The organism is Telluria sp. GW821-FHT07G12, from assembly GCF_059418525.1.
Map to the genome: position 1 here is coordinate 25,840 of NZ_JBWKQA010000002.1, position 18,899 is coordinate 44,738.

The 18,899-nt window shown below is 68.3% G+C and carries 12 protein-coding genes and 3 tRNA genes; 8 read left to right on the forward strand and 7 right to left on the reverse strand.

Annotation, left to right across the window (positions count from 1 at the left end):
- Window position 1 precedes the first annotated feature (1 nt).
- From AC07PE_RS08420 to AC07PE_RS08430, 3 genes are all read left to right on the forward strand, one after another.
- Window positions 2-77: transfer RNA gene (locus AC07PE_RS08420), tRNA-Gly, on the forward strand.
- Between the two features lie 38 nt (window positions 78-115).
- Window positions 116-191 (forward strand) — tRNA-Gly (locus tag AC07PE_RS08425).
- A 74-nt stretch (window positions 192-265) separates the two neighbouring features.
- Window positions 266-339 (forward strand) — tRNA-Cys (locus AC07PE_RS08430).
- A gap of 248 nt (window positions 340-587) precedes the next feature.
- On the opposite strand, the gene AC07PE_RS08435 is transcribed toward AC07PE_RS08430, so the two are convergent.
- From AC07PE_RS08435 to AC07PE_RS08465, 7 genes are all read right to left on the reverse strand, one after another.
- The gene (locus tag AC07PE_RS08435) at window positions 588-1,709 is read right to left on the reverse strand and encodes an alkene reductase (protein ID WP_498763118.1); all 1,122 of its coding nucleotides are present in this window, start codon (window positions 1,707-1,709) and stop codon (window positions 588-590) included.
- A 52-nt stretch (window positions 1,710-1,761) separates the two neighbouring features.
- Window positions 1,762-2,166: a hypothetical protein gene (locus AC07PE_RS08440; protein WP_498763120.1), complete on the reverse strand. Its 405-nt coding sequence runs from the start codon at window positions 2,164-2,166 to the stop codon at window positions 1,762-1,764.
- Window position 2,167: 1 nt separating this feature from the next.
- Window positions 2,168-2,662, reverse strand: coding sequence for a cupin domain-containing protein (locus tag AC07PE_RS08445; protein WP_498763122.1), 495 nt, complete (start codon window positions 2,660-2,662; stop codon window positions 2,168-2,170).
- A gap of 22 nt (window positions 2,663-2,684) precedes the next feature.
- Entirely contained in the window at window positions 2,685-3,503 is an 819-nt protein-coding gene (locus AC07PE_RS08450) for an alpha/beta fold hydrolase (protein ID WP_498763124.1), read from the reverse strand.
- Between the two features lie 17 nt (window positions 3,504-3,520).
- The gene (locus AC07PE_RS08455; protein ID WP_498763126.1) at window positions 3,521-4,264 is read right to left on the reverse strand and encodes an SDR family oxidoreductase; all 744 of its coding nucleotides are present in this window, start codon (window positions 4,262-4,264) and stop codon (window positions 3,521-3,523) included.
- A 33-nt stretch (window positions 4,265-4,297) separates the two neighbouring features.
- Window positions 4,298-5,590 carry a putative bifunctional diguanylate cyclase/phosphodiesterase gene (locus AC07PE_RS08460; RefSeq protein WP_498763128.1) on the reverse strand — a complete coding sequence of 431 codons (1,293 nt, stop codon included), beginning with the start codon at window positions 5,588-5,590 and terminating at the stop codon, window positions 4,298-4,300.
- Window positions 5,591-5,694: 104 nt separating this feature from the next.
- Window positions 5,695-6,441, reverse strand: a complete 747-nt coding sequence (locus AC07PE_RS08465) for an SDR family oxidoreductase (RefSeq protein WP_498763131.1) — start codon at window positions 6,439-6,441, stop codon at window positions 5,695-5,697.
- A gap of 116 nt (window positions 6,442-6,557) precedes the next feature.
- Here AC07PE_RS08465 and AC07PE_RS08470 point away from each other — a divergent pair, with 116 nt between their 5' ends.
- From AC07PE_RS08470 to AC07PE_RS08490, 5 genes are all read left to right on the forward strand, one after another.
- Window positions 6,558-7,493, forward strand: a complete 936-nt coding sequence (locus AC07PE_RS08470; RefSeq protein ID WP_498763133.1) for a LysR family transcriptional regulator — start codon at window positions 6,558-6,560, stop codon at window positions 7,491-7,493.
- A 191-nt stretch (window positions 7,494-7,684) separates the two neighbouring features.
- Window positions 7,685-10,516 carry an ATP-binding protein gene (locus tag AC07PE_RS08475; RefSeq protein ID WP_498763135.1) on the forward strand — a complete coding sequence of 944 codons (2,832 nt, stop codon included), beginning with the start codon at window positions 7,685-7,687 and terminating at the stop codon, window positions 10,514-10,516.
- Window positions 10,517-10,599: 83 nt separating this feature from the next.
- Window positions 10,600-13,362: an ATP-binding protein gene (locus AC07PE_RS08480; RefSeq protein ID WP_498764741.1), complete on the forward strand. Its 2,763-nt coding sequence runs from the start codon at window positions 10,600-10,602 to the stop codon at window positions 13,360-13,362.
- A 14-nt stretch (window positions 13,363-13,376) separates the two neighbouring features.
- Window positions 13,377-16,088 carry an ATP-binding protein gene (locus tag AC07PE_RS08485; RefSeq protein WP_498763137.1) on the forward strand — a complete coding sequence of 904 codons (2,712 nt, stop codon included), beginning with the start codon at window positions 13,377-13,379 and terminating at the stop codon, window positions 16,086-16,088.
- Window positions 16,085-18,895, forward strand: a complete 2,811-nt coding sequence (locus AC07PE_RS08490; RefSeq protein ID WP_498763139.1) for an ATP-binding protein — start codon at window positions 16,085-16,087, stop codon at window positions 18,893-18,895. Before AC07PE_RS08485 ends, AC07PE_RS08490 begins: the two co-directional genes overlap by 4 nt.
- The last annotated feature ends 4 nt before the right edge of the window (window positions 18,896-18,899 follow it).

An 18,899-nucleotide genomic window follows, 5' to 3' on the forward strand; every position in this document is an offset into this window, starting at 1 on the left:
TGCGGGAGTAGCTCAGTTGGTAGAGCGCAACCTTGCCAAGGTTGAGGTCGAGAGTTCGAGACTCTTCTCCCGCTCCAGTGATTCGTCGCCGTAGTATTTAAGTAGTAACTCCTAAGCGGGAGTAGCTCAGTTGGTAGAGCGCAACCTTGCCAAGGTTGAGGTCGAGAGTTCGAGACTCTTCTCCCGCTCCAGAATTCAGGGAAGTCCTTCTTCCCGTGTTGATGTGGTCGATAACCCGCCAGGTCAGCATCGTCAAGTCTCCTCGGGCGAGGTAGCAAAGCGGTTATGCAGCGGCCTGCAAAGCCGTCTAGACGGGTTCGACTCCCGTCCTCGCCTCCAGTTTTCCCTCTACATCGATCCTTCAGCACTGCTTTAAAGCCGGTAGCGCACCTCGATATTGGCGGTGCACCACTTTGCGAAACGGCCACGGCCGAGGCATTGTCGTGTCAAGACCAGGGACCACCAAGAGGTGGTCCCATGGCTCCGATTAAGAAAACCAGATCCGGCACGTCCAGTTGTGCGTTAGGCACAAGTTGCTGCCCAAGAGGCTCTGTGCCACCTTCGACATCCACGGGCAGGAAAATGGATCAAGCGGCTTGCGTAGCTGATTGCGCAGGCCTGGCGGGATAATCCGTGTAGCCGAGCGCTCCGCCGCCAAACAAGGAGTTGCCGTCGAAGTCAGCCAGCGGCAGGTCCTCCGCCAGACGGCGGGGGAAATCCGGATTGGCGACAAAGGGGCGGCCAAAGGCGACCAGGTCGGCATAGCCCTGCGCCAGTATGTGTTCAGCGCGCCTCCTATCATATTTACCGGCGACGATGATGGGATGGCGGAAGCGTGCGCGGATCTCCTCGCGGAAAGCATCGGTGAACACCGGCGCGTCTTCCCAGTCCGCCTCGACCAGGTGCATATAGGCGATGCCGCGCGCCTGGAGGAAGCTGGCTGCCTCCAGCACGGTCGGCAAAATGTCCGGGCAATCCATGCCGCGTGCGGTGAGGAAGGGGGCCAGGCGAATCGCCGTGCGCTCCGCGCCGACTTCATCCGCGACCGCGCCGACTACCTCCTTCAGGAAGCGCAAGCGGTTTTCGCGGGGGCCGCCGTACTCGTCCTCACGGCGGTTGGAAGTCGTGCGCAGGAACTGGTCGATCAAGTAGCCGTTGGCGCCGTGTATTTCGACACCATCGAAACCGGCCTCGATGGCATTGCGCGCCCCTTGCCGGAAATCCTCGATTATCGCTGCGATCTCCTCGCCGGTCAGGGCGCGCGGGGTCGGACAGGCAACCATGGCGCCTTGTCCCGTGCCCACATCGACCTTCCAGATACTGCCTTCGAATGGCACCGCCGACGGTGCAACCGGGAGTGCGCCATCGTGGAAGTCCGGATGCGACATGCGTCCAACATGCCACAACTGCAGGAAGATGCGCCCACCCTCACGGTGTACGGCATTCGTCACCAGGCGCCAGCCGGCGATCTGTTCACGGCTATAAATTCCCGGCGTGAAGGAATAGCCTTTGCCTTGCGGCGAGATTTGCGCCGCTTCCGTGATCATCAGCGCGGCCGAGGCGCGCTGAGCGTAGTACAGGGCGTTCATCGCGTTCGGTACATCGCCCGGCTGAGTGCTGCGTGCGCGCGTCATCGGCGCCATCACGATACGGTGCTTGAGTGTCATGGCGCCGACGGCGACTGGTGAAAAGAGCGGATCTTGTTGCATGGTTTTTCTCCTGGATGGATGGGGGATTGCTGCATGGTTCGGACGATATACCTCAGTTCACAGGATCGGCATCGACAAGCATTGCAGGATCGAGAGCGCGAATCCGCGGCTCGACGTAGTAGCCGCCTGCTTCCACATAACTGAGGCACACTCGCCCGCAGACGCTGCATTGCAGAATCGCGCAGCGGTTGTAGGGGTAGTAATGGATGGCGATCGGGGCATCCGGTGACCAATAGGTCGTTCCTCCCTGATGAAGTTCTGCATAGGTCGGTTCGGCATAGGGATCGTCCAGCAGCGTACCGACCCTCAGCATTTGCTCCTGTGGGAAATCGGGAGGGACGCGTGTCCAGCCGCGACAGGCTGCGATTCCGCAGCTGCAATTACCCGTGGCGTGCATTGAGTCGCGCGCGAGGCCCATCAGCTCGCCAAAGCCCAGTTTGTCGGGTGCGGTAAGCATATTACGGGTGCTTCAGAGCCGGGTCGTCGGCCGGATTTTCATAGACCGTGTCGGTCGGGCCGGTACCGGTGATCAGCACGATCACCGGCTCGTCGCCCGTCATCGCGAAGTGCCCTGCGCCCGACGGTTCGGTATAGACAGACCCGGGCGGCAGGGTCTTCAAGGCCGCCGCCGAGAACGAGGCGCCGTAGCCGAAGCGCCAGGTCCCCTTGAGCACCGTGCCGATGCGCTCGCCGGCATGATGGTGGGCTGCGATCTGCGCATGCGGCTGCACTTCCAGCAGCTGTGCGTAAGGGCCTGGTTTCGCGGCGTCGCCGAGGATCGTGACCACTTTCACCTTGGCGTTACCGGAGCCGCCCACGCCGCCGGTCGGCGCCACGGCGCTTAGTTCCGGCAGCGTTTTCGCGTAATTCGGCAGGGGCGCGACGCCGCTCTGCGCTCCTGCGGTCCCGGTCGCCAACACCAATGCAAATTCCATCAACATCAAGCGTTTCATGGTTCTTCCTCCATTCATGTGATCAAAGCCGCGCGGCGGCGTCCAGGATGACTTTGGCGACTTCCTGCGGATGCGACAGCATTGCCGTGTGGCCGCCGCCGGGGACGGGCGTGACCCTGGCTTTGAGGCGCGCCGCCTCGGCATCCTGGAAGCCGGCGGGAATCATCTGGTCGCTGTCGCTCAGCACCCAGTAGCTCGGTTTGGTCTTCCACGCCGCATTCGTGATCTTGCCGAGCAGGACGGCCTGGCTGGTAGGGCCCTGCGCCGTCGCCAGCACGGCCGACTGCTCCTTCGGCAGGTCGCTGGCGAAATAGGTCTGGTAGGCCGTTGCCGTCAGCTTCAGGTAGCCCGCCGAATCCGGGACGATGCCGGCGGTCCAGGGCGCCGGCGGATAAGGGCTGACCAGGTCGTTGACGGACTCGCCGTCGCCCGGCGCGAACGCCGCCACATAGACCAGGGCGCCGACTTTCGGATCGACGCCGGCTTCGGTAATCACGGCGCCGCCGTAGGAGTGGCCGACCAGCAGCATCTTGCCGGTGCGGCCTTCCAGGGCGCGGCGGACGGTCGCCGCGTCTTCGGCCAGCGACGTCAGGTGCAACTGGACCGCGACGACGTCGACGCCTTTGGCCTGCAATAGCGGCGTCACCTGCGCCCAGCTCGAGCCGTCGGCCCAGGCGCCATGCACCAGCACGGCGGTGATGCCGGCAAGTTGCGGCGCCGGCGTGGCGCTCACGGGAAGCGGAGCCGCGTCGCTGGCGCCGCAGCCGGACAGGGTGGAACCGGCGGCTGCTGCGGCGAGCAGGAGTCCGGCGGCACGCAGGGGAAGCGAAGGCAGATGCATGACGTTCTCCTTTCGCCTCAGGCCGCGAAGCCGCCGTCCACCGGCAGGTCGGCGCCGGTGACGAAGGAGGCTTCCGGACCGGCTACCCAGGCGGCCATGGCAGCTACTTCCTCCGGCGTGCCGTGGCGGGGCAGGGCCATCAGGTCGTGCAGCGAGGCGGCGAAGTCGGTTCCGGCCGGGTTCATGTCGGTGTCGGTGGGACCCGGCAGTACATTGTTGACTGTGATGCCGCGGCCACCCAGGTCGCGCGCCAATCCTTTGACCAGACCGGTCAGCGCCGATTTGCTCATCGCGTATACCGCGCCGCCGGCAAAGGGCATGCGATCGGCGTTGGCGCTGCTGATATTGATGATGCGGCCGCCCTCGCGCATGTGGCTTGCCGCCGCCTTGGCGGCGACGAACACCGCGCGCACGTTCACGGACACCGTCTTGTCGAAATCGGCGAGCGAGAATTCGTCGATCTGCCCGGTCAGGAAGACGCCGGCGCTGTTGACGAGGATGTCGAGCCGGCCGAAACGCTCCGCCACGCCGTCGATCGCGAGCTGCAGCGCGCGCGAATCCGACGCATCGGCCTTGATGGCGATGGCGGCGCCGCCGGCGTCGCGGATTTCGGTTGCCAAAGCTTCGGCGGCATCCGCTGAGTTCTGATAGCTGAAGGCGACCGTGGCGCCCTCGCGCGCAAGGCGCCTTGCAATGGCCGCGCCGATGCCGCGCGAACCGCCGTTGATGAATGCAATCTTGCCGATCAAAGTTTGATGCATGACGTACTCCTTCAGGTGGTGGCGAATGTCGGGTCAGGCTGCCTGCCTCGACTGGTAAGCGGATGCGTGCAACCAGGCGGCCATCTGGATGGCGGGGAAAGGGCGCGCGACGAAATAGCCTTGGGCGATGTCGCAATCCAGCGCCTGGAGCATGTCCCAGATGGCGCGGTCGGCCGTTCCCTCGGCGACGACCTTGAGTCCGAGATCGTGGGCCAGCGCGATGGTGGCGCGCACGATGCTGGCGGCGCGCCGGTCGTGCATCATGCGGCTGGTGAAGCCATGGTCGATCTTGATGACCTGCACCGGCAGCTCGGCCAGGTAGGCCAGCGAAGAAAAGCCGGTGCCGAAATCGTCCACATGCAGTTCGAAGCCGAGCGCCCGCAGGCGCCGCAGCTCGGCGATGCTGTCCGCCGGGTTGCGCATCAGGGCGCCTTCGGTGACTTCCAGGCCTAGCGTATGGCTCTCGATATGTTCGCTGCGCAGGATCGCCGGCAGCAGTGCGGACAGGCGCAGGGCCGACACGTCGCGCGTCGACAGGTTGACGGCGAGCGGAATGTCCAGGCCTTGCGACGCCCATGCCGCCGACTGGCGCGCGCTGGCGCGCAGCATGTGCTCCGTCAGCAGCATGATCAGGTCCGTCGATTCGAGCAGCGGCACGAATTCGGTCGGCAGGATCATGCCGCGCTCGGGGTGATGCCAGCGTACGAGCGCTTCGGCGCCGGCCAGCTCGCCGCTGCGCATGTCGATCTTGGGCTGGCAATACAGCTTCAGGTCGCCGCGCTCGGCCGCCGAACGTAGTTCGCCGAGGAGGGACAGGCGCTCCGGCGTGTGCGGGTCGCGGCGCGGATCGTAGACGCCGACCGAGATCCCGAGATCCTGGGCCTGGTACAGCGCCACGTCCGCCTTGCGCAGCAGGACCGAATACACGTCGCCATGCAGGGGGGCGAGGGCGATGCCGATATGGACCCCCAGTTCGCAGCGGAAGCCAAGCGCCTGCAGGGGACGTTCGAAGGCGGCGCGCACCGCGCCGGCGAATTCAAGCACCTGGCGCAGCGCGAACCCGGGCAGCAGCACCGGAAAACGCGAGCCGACCCGCGCGGCCAGTGCTTGCGGCGGCAGTACGCCTTGCAGGCGCACCTGGGCCTCGGCCAGCAGCGCGTCCCCAAGATCGTGGCCGAGTGCGTAGTTGATATTCCTGAAGTGCAGGAGATTGACGATCAGGACCGCGGCGTTGCCTTGCCTGCCCAGATGCTGCGGGGCCAGGGCGTCGAGCCCGGCCCGCGACAGCATGGTCGCTTTGTGTTCGGTGTCGATGGTGCTGTACATGATGTCCCTCCTCCGGGATCGCTTGCGGCCAGTATAGGGACACCGATTTTTTCTCGTTGACGCCCGCAGGCCGGCCACGGGCGAAAACGCAACACCGCGCGGGATCAGGCCGCGAAGCCGCCGTCGATCAGCAGGTCGGCGCCGGTCACGAAGGCCGATTCCGCGCTCGCCAGATAGGCCACCATGCCGGCCACTTCATCCGCCTTGCCATGGCGCGGCAGCGCCATCAGGCCGTGCAGCCCAAGGGCGAAGTCGCTGTCGGCTGGATTCATGTCGGTATCGATCGGACCCGGATTGACGTTGTTGATGGTGATGCCGCGGGCGCCGAGGTCGCGCGCCATGCCCTTTACCAGGCCGGTGAGGGCGGACTTGCTCATCGCGTACACGGCGCCGCCGGCAAAGGGCATGCGTTCGGCATTGGTGCTGCTGATGTTGATGATGCGGCCGCCTTCAGCCATGTGGGCCGCCGCAGCCTTCGATGCGACGAACACGCCGCGCACGTTCACAGCCACGGTCTTGTCGAAGTCCTCGAGCGAGAACTGGTCGACGGGGCCGAGCAGCAGGACGCCAGCGCTGTTGACCAGGATGTCCAGGCGGCCGAAGCGCTCGGCCACGCTGTCGATGGCGCGGGTCAGGGCCACCGCGTCCGAGGCGTCGGCCTTGAGTGCGATGGCCTTGCCGCCGCGCGCTTCGATTTCCGCGACCAGGGCTTCGGCGGCGATGGCCGATGCGGCGTAGCCGATGGCGACGGTGGCGCCTTCGCTTGCCAGGCGGCGGGCGGTGGCGGCGCCGATGCCGCGCGAACCGCCGTTGATGAAGGCGACTCTGCCATTGAGTTTGGTGGTGTTCATGATGATGTCCTTTCGGGGTGGTTGAGAAACGGTAAGGACAGTATCTTCCGACGCAGGTAGTCGCGGTAGTCATCAATCCGAAACTACAGTTTCAACCAATGGTATAAAATCGGCGCATGCAAAACGAACTCACCACCCACCTCGACGCTTTCGTCGCCTCCGCCGACGAGCACAGCTTCTCGGCGGCCGCGCGCCGCCTCGGCATCACACCGGCCGCCGTCAGCAAGAGCGTGGCCCGGCTCGAGGCCGGCCTCGGCGTGCGCCTGTTCCAGCGCAGTACACGCAGCCTGAGCCTGACGGAGGAGGGCGAGCGCCTGTACAGCCAGGTGCGCATGCCCTGGAGCGAGATCGGCAACGCGCTGGAGGAGTTGCAGCAGGGCGCCGGCAAGCCGGCGGGAACCTTGAAAGTGGCCATGGCTCCGGCCGTGGGCCGGACCTATTTCGTGACCATGCTGGACAGCTTCATGGAGCGCTATCCGGACATCGTGCCGGACCTGCATTTCGATAACCGCCAGGTCGACCTGATCGCCGAAGGCTTCGATGTCGCCATCGGCGGCGGCATCGAACTGACCGAAGGACTGATCGCGCGCGAGCTCGCGCACGTGCACATCGTGCTGGCCGCCGCGCCTTCCTATCTGGCGAAGCATGCGGCGCCCGCCGAGCCGGCGGACCTGGCGCGCCACAAGGGCCTGCTGCGGCGCTCGCTCGCGACCGGCCGCCTGGCGCCCTGGGTACTCAAGAACCGGGACGGCGGCGAAGTCGTCGCCAATGTGCGGCCGGTGGCGGTGCTGGACGATCCCGAGGCGCTGGCCAGGGCGGCCGCCTGCGGGCTCGGCATCGCCATGCTGCCGCTGCCGCACGCGCTGCCTCTGCTGCACAGCGGGGAACTGGTGCGCGTGTTGCCCGACTGGCATGCGGAAACGCGGCCGCTATCGATCTATTATTCGAGCCGCAGGCTGTTGCCGGCCAAGGTGAGGGTCTTCGTGGACCACGTGCTCGGCGAAGCCAGGGCGCGGGCTTACGGCGACATTTTCAGGTACGAAAAGCCTTGACCATGTAAATATCATGAATTAGCTTAGGAAAATGATATCGATTACATGCAGATGACATTGTCAGGTCACATGGCCGTGTGAATATGTGTGAATGTCGAATTAACAAGGGTTCACTGGCAGTACAATGCCGCCGCCGCGACAATACATGCACGACGAATAAAGGTGAAAGACTGCTTCCAGGCTGCAAGACCATGACCGCCGATGACTCCAGACAGGGCGACGATGCCGGCATCGCGGACCCGCCATCCAGCCCGGCGCCCGCGCAGCCCGCCTCGGCCCTCGCTTTCGGCCCTTACCGCTTGCACACCGATCCGCTGCGCTTGTGCCGCAGGGATGAAGAAGTGCGGCTCGGCGGCCGCGCGCTCGATCTGCTGATGGCCCTGGTGTCGCGGCCCGGTGAAGTCCTGAGCCGCAGCGAGCTGGAGGCGCAGGTCTGGCCCTACTCGATCGTCGAAGACAGCAGCTTGCGGGTGCATGTGGCAGCCTTGCGGCGGGCGCTGGGCGATGGCATCGACGGCGCCCGCTATATCGCCAACGTGCCGGGACGGGGCTACAGCTTCGTGGCGCCGGTGGCCCGCGTGGGAAGCGAGGCGCCCGAGCCTGTGCCGTCCGTGCTCGACGGCGTGAACAACCTGCCGATCAGCCTGACGCGCCTGATCGGCCGCGACGCGATCGTCGCCAGCCTGTGCGTGGAGCTGGCGCAGCGCCGGCTGGTCAGCATCGTCGGCCATGGCGGCATCGGCAAGACCTCGCTGGCCCTGGCGGTGGCGGCGCAGGTCCGCGAGCATTATCCCGCCGGTGTCTGTTTTGTCGACCTCGCGCCCCTGACTGCGCCCAGCCACGTGATCGAGTCCGTCGCTTCGGCCCTGGGATTGCCGCTGCCCTCGGAATCGAACATGAGCGAGCTCGAAAACTGGCTGCGCCCGCGCCGCCTCCTGCTGGTCCTCGACAACTGCGAGCACCTGCTGGACGCGGTGGCTGCGCTGGTCGAACGAGTGCTCAGGCGCGCCCCCGGGCTGGTGATCCTGACCACTTCGCGCGAGCCGCTCGACGCCGAAGGAGAGTGGGTCCACCGGCTGCAGCCGCTCGAAACGCCGCCCGATGGCCCGCCCATCGACAGCGCCGTCGCGCTCGGCTTCTCGGCCGTCGAGCTGCTGGCCGAGCGGGCCGCCGCCAGCCTGGACACCTTCGAAATCGATGCCGGCAACGTGCACCTGGCGGCGGCCTTGTGCCGGCGCCTGGACGGCGTGCCGCTGGCGATCGAGTTCGCCGCCTCGCGCATCGGCCTGCTGGGTTTGCAGGGCGTTTGCGTTCAGCTCGACGACCGCTTGCGCCTGCTGGGCAGTGGCCGGCGCACGGCCCTGCCGCGGCATCGTACGCTGCGCGCCCTGCTGGACTGGAGCTACCACCTGCTGTCTCAGTCCCAGCAGGAAGTGCTGCGCCGCTGCGGCGTGTTCAAGGCCGGTTTCTCGCTGGAGGCGGCCAACGCGGTGATCGCCGACGAGGCCTTGCCCGCCGCCGTGGTGCGCGAGTGCCTGCTGGACCTGGTCAGCAAATCCCTGGTCCGGGTGGAGCTGGCGCACTCGCCGCCCACCTACAGCCTGCTCGAGATCACGCGCGCCTATGCGCTCGAGCAGCTCGGGGCCGATCCCATCGGCAAGGAAATGTTCCACCGCCACGCGCGCTACATGGCCGGCCTGGTACGGCAGGGTGTTCTCGACTTCGAGAAGATGTCGACGCACCAGTGGTTCTTTTCGTTCTCGGCCGACATCGGCAACTTCAGGGCCGCACTGGACTGGTGCTTCAGTGGCGAAGGCGATGCGGCGATCGGCATCGAACTCTTGGCCACGGTGCTGTATCCGATGACGCTGCTGCTCGGCGAAAGCGAATTCCGCATGCGCGCCAGGCAGGCCCTGGACGCAATTGAAGCGGGTGCGCAGGCGGACCCGATTCACCAGATGCGCATCTTCAGCATGTTCCGCTATGTGTCGCCCGGCGCCGCGGTGACCATGCCGCAGCCGATGCTGGCGCTGGCGGAGCAGGAGCAGGACGCCGGCGCCCAGCTCGAGGCGCTCTATCACTTGCAGACCTACAGCTTCGGCGGCGGCGATTACCACTTGGCCGATATGTATTCCAGGCGCAGCGAAGAAGTCGCCAGCCGCTGCGGCGCCCCCGAAATCATGCACGCCAAGCGCCTTCGAGCCCTGGCATCCCACTACCACGGCGAGCACGCGGACGCCGCCGAGTATGCGTCGACTATCCTGTATGAGGACGACCAGCCGGTGCCCCTGCGGCTGGCGGCGTGGCTGTCGCGGCGACTGTCGATGCAGATCCTGATGTCGCGCATCTTGTGGATCCAGGGGCAGGGCGAGCGCGCCATGACGCTGGCGACCGAATGCGTGCGCAGTGCCGGCGATGCCCGCTTCCCGGCGGCGCTCTCGCAGGCGCTCTGCCTCGGGGCAATTCCGGTGGCGTTCTGGCAGGGCGACGAAATGGCCGTGCGCAGCCTGTTGCAGCTGCTCGACGCCCACCTCGAACAGTGTCCCCAGCCCTACTGGATGATTTGGGCCCGGCATCTGCATGAACTGGTCGCCATGGGCGCGCATAGCGGAGGCCTGGGCGCGCCGCTGCCGGGTCCGGCCGACGCCAAGCTGCTCGACCACCTGGTGAGCTTTGGCGTCTGGATGCATCACGAACAGGCCATGGAGCGGTGGCGCCGGGGTTTCGTGGGCTGGAACGGGCCCGAATTGTTGCGGATCGAAGGCGAACTGCTGCTCCGCCGGCAAGGCCCGGCAGGCTATCGGGCGGCCCACGCGGTCTTCACCGAGGCGCTGGCGCTGGCCGAGAAGCAGCAGGCGCACGGCTGGGCGCTGCGCGTCGTGAACAGCCTGGCGCGGCTGCACAGGATGCAGGAAAGCCGGGGCCGGATTCCCGACCTGCTCGGCCCCTGGCAGGATCGCCTCGGCGCAATGGGCGGCAGCGCGGACGCCGCCGAGGCCCGGCTGCTGCTGCAGGATATCTGATTCACATCTTTTCACACCCGGTCGTCCGGCAGGCCTACTAAGATCGGCGTTGTATCGTCGATTGCCAGCAAGCTGCCGTGACCATGACCCTGGAAAACCCGAACGCGAATGCGCACGCCGAATCCGCCGTACTGGTATTCGGCCCCTTCGCCCTGCACCGCGCCAGCCAGCAGTTGCTGAAGGGCGACCAGGCGGTGCGCCTGGGCAGCCGCGCCTTCGACCTGCTGGTCGACCTGGTCGAAAGCGCCGGCCAGCTGCGCACGCGGGAGCAGCTCGAAGCCCGGGTCTGGCCGCGCTCGATCGTCGAGGAGACCAGCTTGCGGGTGCACATGTCGGCCTTGCGCCGGGCCCTCGGCGACGGGCGTGACGGCGCGCGCTACATCGAGAACATCCCCGGCTGCGGCTACAGCTTTGTCGGCACGGTGACGCGCTTGGCCGGCCCGCCCGCCGCGCCCCCGGCCGCTGACACGGGTCCGCGGCTGATCGGCCGCGCGAACGATTTGCGCGCCCTGCACGAGCAGTGCGTGCGCACGCGCCTGCTGTCGATCGCCGGTCCCGGCGGCATCGGCAAGACGGTGCTGGCATTGGCCGTCGCGGAAGCGGGCAGGGCGCAGTTCGCGGACGGCGTCCTGGTTGCCGACCTGGCCTCCGTCACGGAAGCCGATTGCGTCGTGGATGCCGTGGCCGACGCGGCGGGCGTGCGGCTGCCGGCCGCGGGGCGCCGTGCAGCCTTGTGCGCGAGCCTGGGCCGGCGCCGGCTGTTGCTGGTGCTCGACAATTGCGACCGGGCGGTCGAGGGCGCCGCGGCGCTGGCCAGCGCCTTGCTCCGCCAGGCGCCCGGCATCCACATGCTGGTGAGCACCCGCGAACCGCTCGACGTTCAGGGGGAGCGGGTCCACTGGCTGGGCAGCCTGGCCACGCCCGAGGACGATCCCGCAGACCCGCGCGAAGCCCTGACGTATCCCGCCATCGAACTGTTCGCGGAACGGGCCAAAGCCAAGGACGATCGTTTCGTGCTCGACGAAAGCAGGGTGGCCGACGTCTGCCGGCTGTGCCGCTGCCTGGACGGCATCCCGCTGGCGATCGAGCTGGCCGCCGCCCGCGTCGAGGCGCTCGGCCCGGCCGCCCTGGCCGCCAGCCTTGGCGACCTGCTGGGCCTGCTCACGCGCGCGCGCCGCACGGCGCTCCCGCGCCATCGCACCATGGAGGCGACCCTCGCGTGGAGCTACGAGATGCTGGACGAGGACGAGCGCGCGGTCCTGAGCCGCAGCGCGATCTTCCAGGCCGAGTTCAGCATCGAGGCCGCGCGCGACGTCTGCGCATTCGGCGCCGTCGACCGGGAAGCGGTCGTGCGCTGCATCGAAAGCTTGGCGGCGAAATCGCTGTTGGCGCGCCGGATGGAGGGCAGCACCGCCCTCTACCGGCAACTTCTGCTGACGCGGACCTACGGTTTCGGCAAGCTGGACGAGGAGGACAGGACGGTGCTGGCGCGGCGGCACGCGAGGCACGTGGCGGCGCTGCTCGCGCAGAGCCCGGCCGCGGTGGCCGCGCAGTCTGCGCTGCCCTGGATTGGCGCCCATGGCCGTGCCTTCGACGACGTCCGCGCGGCGCTCGCCTGGGCCTATGGTGCGCAGGGCGATCCGGCGCTCGGCATCGCGATGACGCCGAACCTGATCCATACCTTGCGCTTCCTGGGCATGCCCGATGATTTCCCGCGCCGCCTGATGCAGGCGCTCGACGGGTGCGGCGGTCCCGGGCTCGCGCCCGAGGGCGCGCTGGCGGCGTATACGGCGTTTGCCATCGCCGGCGCCTACAGCCATGCCGAATGCGAGCAGCTGCGCGAGATCGTCGTGCGCCTCCAGGCCCTGCTGTCAGCCGTCGAAGCGCCGGTCTTGCGCAGCCAGGCCCTGGTCGCCATGGGCGCCGCCACCTTCGTCATGGGCGACACCAGCCTGATGCTGGAGGTGGTGCGCGGCCTGCGGGCGCTGGCGGAGCAGGAAGCGGACGCCGCCTACGCCGTGCTGGCGGACCGCCATGAATCGGCCGTGCGCTTTTTCCGCGGCGAGCATGCGGCGGCGGAGGCGCTCTGCCGCCGCGCGCTCGAGCCGGCGCCGCAGTTGGCGGTCGGGGCTGTGTCGATCCCTGTGCCGGCCGCGGTCACCTCGCGCTGGCACCTCGCACGCATCGCCTGGATCCGCGGCAAGCCCGAGCTGGCCGCGCAGCTTGCCCATGAAGCACTCGCTTTCGCCGAGCGATGCCATTCGCTGGCGCAATGCCAGACGCTGGTGGTGATGGCCCTGCCGGTGGCGCTGTGGCGCGGCGAGCATGCCCATGCCGCGCTCCTGGCAGCGCGCCTGGCCTCCCTGGGCGAGGCCGGGGTCGGCCCGTACTGGCAGGAATGGGCGCGGACCTGGGCGGCGGCGATCGTCGGCAGCGCGCAGGGAGCCGAGGCCGCGGCGGCTTGTCCGGACGCCCTGGCGCCGATCGCGCAGGACATGCTGGCCACCTGCGGCGGCATGCTGTGCGAGGCCACGTGGGAACGGGCCGAGGCAGGCGAGATCGACTGGTGCGCAGCCGAAGTCTGGCGCGTGCGCGGCGAGCAGTTGCTGCGCCAGGGCGCAAGCGCGCACGACGCCGCGTGCGCCTTGTTCCTGCGCGCGCTCGACCTGGCCCGCAAGCAGCAGGCGCTGGGCTGGGAACTGCGCATCGCCTGCAGCCTGTTGCGGAGCTGGCGCGGCACCCCGCGCGCGGCGGAAGGACGGCGCCTGCTGGAGGACACGCTGGGCCGCTTTACCGAGGGACTCGATACTGCCGATTGCCGTGCCGCGCTCGCGCTGCTGGCCTGAGGGAGGACACGCGCATGCCCGTCTCCACCCACGACACCGGTTTCACGCTCGACCAGGCGCGTGGCGAAGCCTGGTTCGGCGGAATGCGGATCGACCTCGATGCCGACGCCTTCGCGGTTCTGCAGGCCCTTCTCTCCGCGGCCGGGGCCACGCTCGATCCGGCGGTCCTGGCGCGCCAGGATGGCGCCGCGAAGCTGTGGATGTGCATGGCAAGGCTGAACGATGCCCTTGCGCGCTGCTCGCCGCTGGCCGGCTACGTCGCCAGCCAGCCGGGCCAGGGCTACCGCCTGGTACGGACCAGGGCGCGCGACGGCCGGCTGCTTGGACGGGCCAATGAGCTGGCCCGGGTGGCGGAGCTGTTGCAGGCCCATCGCTTCGTCACCGTCGCCGGACCGGGCGGGATCGGCAAGACCACGCTCGTGCGGGCGGTGGCGGCGCGCTGCGCGGACCTGTATCCGGATGGGGTGCGCTTCATCGACCTGGCCGCACTGTCCGAAGGCCGCGAGCTGGCCGGCGCCCTGGGCGCGGCGCTGGGCATCGCACGCCTGACGCGCGAGGGCCTGGCCCAGCTCGGCGCCTTCCTGCACGGCCGGCGCATGCTGGTCATCTTCGATTGCTGCGAGCATCACACCGGGGTCGCTGCCGAAGCCTGCGAGTCGGTGCTGCGCGCCGCCTGCGGGGTCGACATCCTGTGCACCAGCCGCGAACCGCTGCTTGCGCAAGGCGAACGGATCCTGCGGCTCGGACCGATCGGCCTGCCGGAGGACGCCATGGCGCAGGATGCTGCGGCCGCGGCGGCTTGTCCGTCGGTCCAGCTGTTCGTGGCGCGGGCCACCGACGATCATGGCGCCGGCTTCGTGCTCGACAGCCGCAATGCCGCGCTGGTCTGCTCGATCTGCCGGGCGGTGGAAGGGGTGCCGCTGGCGCTCGAACTGGCTGCGTCGCTGGTGCGCTCACTGGGCCTGGGCGCACTTGCCTCGCAGACCTCGAAGTGGTTGCTGGAAGCGCCCGCCGGCCCGGCGCATCCCGGTGGCCGGCATCGCACGCTGTCCAGCATGCTGGACTGGAGCTACGACGCGCTGGCGCCGCACGAGCAGCAGGTCCTGCGCGCCTTGTCCGTGTTCCGCGGCGGCTTCACGCTCGAAGCGGCCGGCGTGGTGGCTGCCTTCGCGGACGTCGATCCCGACTGCGTGCTCGATACCGTCATCGGGCTGGCCAGCAAATCCCTGGTGAGCGCAGCGGGGGAGGGCAGCGCCCATCGCCACCGCCTGCTGGATCTGACCCGGGAATATGCGTTCGACAAACTGGCTGCCGGCGGCGAGCTGGCCAGGGTGCAGGAGCGTCATCTACGCTGGCTGTGCCAGCTGATGGAAACCCTGGAGCGCGACTGGATGACGCTGGGCTGGCGCGCCTGGGTCGACCTGTACCGGCCCTGGGTCGACGATATTCTTGCTGCGATCGACTGGGCGCTGGGGCCCGGACGGCAGCCCCTGCTGGGCGCTCAGCTGGCCGGCATCGGTTTTTCGCTGGGCGACCAGATCGGGCTCGCGCGCGAGTTCCACGAGCGTGTCCAGCATGCGATCCGGGCCGTCGAGCCGCTGTCGGACGTTCCCGCCGCGGTGCTGCTGCGCCTCAATTTCGTCAGCGCCGACGGGCCCGGCCTGTCCGCGCCCGGACAGATGAAGCGCATGTCCAGGGCCGAGTGGGTCGTCAAGCTGGCACGGGATTCGGGTTTGCCGATGCTGCAGGGGGCCTCGCTGATCGCCATCTGGGGCTCCCCTTTTTTGCGCGGCGACTATCCGCGTTCGCTGGCGAACGCCAGGCGTATCGCGCGCGCCGCCCGAGTGGAAGCCGATCCTTATCTGGAACTCATCGGGCAGCGCACGATGGCGCAATCGCTGCACTTCATGGGACGGCACGAGGAAGCCCGGCGCTGCACTGCTCTGGCCCTGGCCAACGGCGGCATGCGCATTCCGCTGGCCTACCAGCCGTCGCCGGTGCAGGTCGGCACCTCCTGCCGCATCATTCTGGCGCGCCTGCTGTGGATGCAGGGTGCGGCGGACCAGGCGCTCGCGATGTGCGAGGAAGCGCTGGCGGCGTCGGAGAGTGACCGCCCCTCGGCAATGTGCCAGGTGCTGTCCATGGCCGCGGTGCCGGTCGCGCTGTGGCGCGGCGAAACTGCGCACGCGGCCGCCCTGGTGCGGCGCCTGCGCGGCCGCGCGGAGGCGCACGGCATGGGCTTCTGGATCGAATGGGCGCAGCGTTTCGAGGACGCGCTTGCGGTGATCGATGGCGCCGCGCAGCCGCAAGACCTCCCTTCCTTCGGCGACAGGCGCGAATTCCTTGCCAAGTGCCGCGACCACCTCGTCACCTTTTCCACCAGACTGCTGAGCGAGGAGGCGGTCGAGCGCTGCGAGGCGGGCCTGGTCGCATGGTGCCTGCCCGAGTTGTTGCGCGCGCAGGCGCTCCACCGCCTCGCTTCGGATGCGCCGCAGCTTGCCGGCGCCGCGGAAATGCTGTTGCGCCGGTCCCTGGATGTGGCGCGGCAGCAGGGCGCGGCGGCGTGGTCGCTGCGCAGCGCCACCAGTCTCGCGCTTCTGTACCAGCGCCGGGGCGAGCAGGCGGCGGCGCGCGCCACGCTCGAACCGGCGCTGGCGTGCTGCCGCGAAGGCGAGGCGACGGCTGACCTGCGCGCCGCCCGAAGCTTGATGGATGTTCTGGGATGAACGACAGCATGAACGCTCCCGGCAACCAGGTGCTCGAAGCCAGCCAGGCGGCCATGCTGGCCTTCGGTCCTTTCCGCCTGCAGGCCGACGGCTTGCGGCTGTATCGCGGGGACGAGGAAATAAGGCTCGGCGGCCGTGCGCTGGCCCTGCTGCTGGCCCTGGTGTCGCGGCCGGGTGAGATCTTGAGCCGCGGCGAGCTCGAAGCCCAGGTATGGCCATACTCCGTGGTCGAGGACAGCAGCCTGCGGGTCCATGTGGCGGCCGTGCGGCGCGCACTCGGCGACGGCGTCGGCGGCGCTCGTTACATCGCCAATATCCCGGGGCGCGGTTACAGTTTTGTCGCCACGGTGTCGCGCAGCGGCATGGAAGCGCCCGGCGCCGCGGCGGCTCCGGTCCAGTCGGAAAGGATCAACAATCTGCCGACCTGCCTGACCCGCCTGATCGGGAGGGAGGCTAGTGTCCGCGTCCTGTCCTCCGAACTGGCCCTTCGCCGGCTGGTGAGCATCGTCGGCCATGGCGGCATCGGCAAGACATCGCTGGCCCTGGCCGTCGCGGCCCAGGTGCAGCAGCAGTTCGCCGGCGGCGCCTGTTTCGTCGACCTGGCGCCGCTGATCGCCTCGGACCACGTGGTCGAAGCTGTCGTTTCGGCCCTTGGCATATCGATGTCGCAGGAATCCCAGATGGGTGAGCTCGAGAGCTGGCTGCGCTCGCGCCGCCTGCTGCTGGTCCTGGATAATTGCGAGCATCTGCTGGACGAAGTGGCGGGACTCGTGGAACGCCTGCTCAAGCGCGCACCCGGCCTGGTGATCCTGACGACTTCGCGCGAGCCCCTCGATGCCGAAGGCGAGTGGGTGCACCGGATCCAGCCGCTCGACGCGCCGCCCGATGGGCTGGCGATCGACAGCACGCGCGCACTCGGCTTTTCGGCGGTCGAGCTGCTGGCCGAGCGCGCCATGGCGAGCCTGGATGACTTCACGATCGACAGCGACAACGTCCACCTTGCGGCGGCGCTGTGCCGGCGCCTGGATGGGGTGCCGCTGGCCATCGAATTTGCCGCCTCCCGCATCGGGCTGCTCGGCCTGCAGGGTGTCTGCGTGCAGCTCGACGACCGCCTGCGCCTGCTCGGCAGCGGGCGCCGCACGGCCCTGCCGCGGCACCGGACCCTGCGCGCCTTGCTGGACTGGAGCTACGACCTGCTGGCCCGGCCGCAACAGGAAGTGCTGCGCCGCTGCGGCGTGTTCAAGGGCGGCTTTTCGCTCGAGGCGGCCAACGCCGTGATCGCCGACCCGCAGCTGCCGGCCGCGCTGGTGCGCGATTCCCTGCTCGATCTGGTCGCCAAGTCGCTGGTCCGCGTGGACCTGGCGGACACGCCGCCGCGTTACAGCCTGCTCGAGATCACCCGCGCCTACGCCCTCGAGCAGTTGGACCGCGACCCACGCCGGAACGAAGTGCACCGGCGCCATGCCGGCTACATGGTCGACCTGGTCAAGCGCCGCGCGGCCGAATGGACGGAAAGCTTGCCGCAGCAGTCTTACCTCAGCTATGCCTCCGAGGCCGGGAATTTCCGCGCAGCCCTCGAATGGTGCTTCGGTCCCGAGGGCGATGCGTCGATCGGCATCGCTTTGCTGGCGACCGATTTTCATCCGATGGCCCTGTATCTCGGCGAGAATGAATACCGCATGCGCGCCAGGCAGGCGCTGGACGCGATCCTGGCGGGTACGCCAGCCGACCCGATGCACGAAGTCCGCATCTTCAGCGTGTTCCACTACATTTCGGCGGCCGACGGCGACAAGCCGGCGCTCGACCGCCTGCACCAGATCGCCGAGCAGGGGACCGACGAGGGCGTCCGGCTCGAGGCGCTCTATCAGCTGCACGCCCATAACTTCGGACGGGGGAACTACCACTTGTGCGGTCCGCTTTCCCGGCGCAGCGAAGAAGCGGCGCGCCGTTGCGGTCCCGCCGAGATGCTGCACGCCAGGCGGTTGCGGGCCCTGGCATCGCATTACGGCGGCGAGCATGAGGTCGCGGCGGAATACGCATCCTCGCTGCTGTACCACGACGACCAGCGCGTACCCTTGCGGCTCAGTGGCTGGCTGTCGCGGCGCCTGTCGATGCAGATCGTCATGACCCGCGTGTTCTGGATGCAGGGACAGGGCGCGCGGGCGAGCGAGCTGGCTGCCGAATGCTTGCGCCATGCCCGGGCTGCGCGCTTTCCGGCAGCGCTCTCCCAGGCGCTGTGCCTGGCCGCGCTGCCGGTGGCCTTGTGGCGCGGCGACGACGGCCTCGCGCGCTCGCTGCTGCTGGAGCTCGAATCCCATCTTGCCGAACATCCGCAGAAATACTGGGGTCCCTGGCTGAACGACCTGCAGCAGGTGATGGCCTTGCGCGCCCTGCCGCCCGTCTTCGTTACGCGCCTGCCTGACGCCCCGGACGCCAAGCTGCTGGATCATCTGGTGACCTTCGGCGCCTGGGGCTACCAGGAGAAAGCGCTGGAACGCTGGCGCCGCGGCATGGTCGGCTGGAACGGTCCCGAATTGCTGCGTATCCAGGGCGAACTGCTGCTGCGCGGCGCCGCCGCCGGCGACGCGGCCGCGGCGGAAGCCGCGTTCATGGAAGCGCTGGCGCTGGCACGCCAGCAGCGGGCCCACGCCTGGGGTCTGCGCGCGAGCAACAGCCTGGCAAGGCTATGGCTGGCGCAAGGGCGCCTGGAAGACGCCGGAAAGCTGCTCGAACCATGGCTGCCGCGGCTCGAAGCGATGGGCGAAGCCGTGGATGCGAACGAAACACGATTGCTGCTGGAACGCTGATGAC

Coding starts and splice junctions, on each gene's coding strand:
- AC07PE_RS08480 (WP_498764741.1), top strand. CDS start 10,600: ATGACCCTGGAAAACCCGAACGCGAATGCGCACGCCGAATCCGCCGTA.
- AC07PE_RS08450 (WP_498763124.1), bottom strand. CDS start 3,503: ATGCATCTGCCTTCGCTTCCCCTGCGTGCCGCCGGACTCCTGCTCGCC.
- AC07PE_RS08490 (WP_498763139.1), top strand. CDS start 16,085: ATGAACGACAGCATGAACGCTCCCGGCAACCAGGTGCTCGAAGCCAGC.
- AC07PE_RS08460 (WP_498763128.1), bottom strand. CDS start 5,590: ATGTACAGCACCATCGACACCGAACACAAAGCGACCATGCTGTCGCGG.
- AC07PE_RS08475 (WP_498763135.1), top strand. CDS start 7,685: ATGACCGCCGATGACTCCAGACAGGGCGACGATGCCGGCATCGCGGAC.
- AC07PE_RS08445 (WP_498763122.1), bottom strand. CDS start 2,662: ATGAAACGCTTGATGTTGATGGAATTTGCATTGGTGTTGGCGACCGGG.
- AC07PE_RS08485 (WP_498763137.1), top strand. CDS start 13,377: ATGCCCGTCTCCACCCACGACACCGGTTTCACGCTCGACCAGGCGCGT.
- AC07PE_RS08465 (WP_498763131.1), bottom strand. CDS start 6,441: ATGAACACCACCAAACTCAATGGCAGAGTCGCCTTCATCAACGGCGGT.
- AC07PE_RS08455 (WP_498763126.1), bottom strand. CDS start 4,264: ATGCATCAAACTTTGATCGGCAAGATTGCATTCATCAACGGCGGTTCG.
- AC07PE_RS08435 (WP_498763118.1), bottom strand. CDS start 1,709: ATGCAACAAGATCCGCTCTTTTCACCAGTCGCCGTCGGCGCCATGACA.
- AC07PE_RS08470 (WP_498763133.1), top strand. CDS start 6,558: ATGCAAAACGAACTCACCACCCACCTCGACGCTTTCGTCGCCTCCGCC.
- AC07PE_RS08440 (WP_498763120.1), bottom strand. CDS start 2,166: ATGCTTACCGCACCCGACAAACTGGGCTTTGGCGAGCTGATGGGCCTC.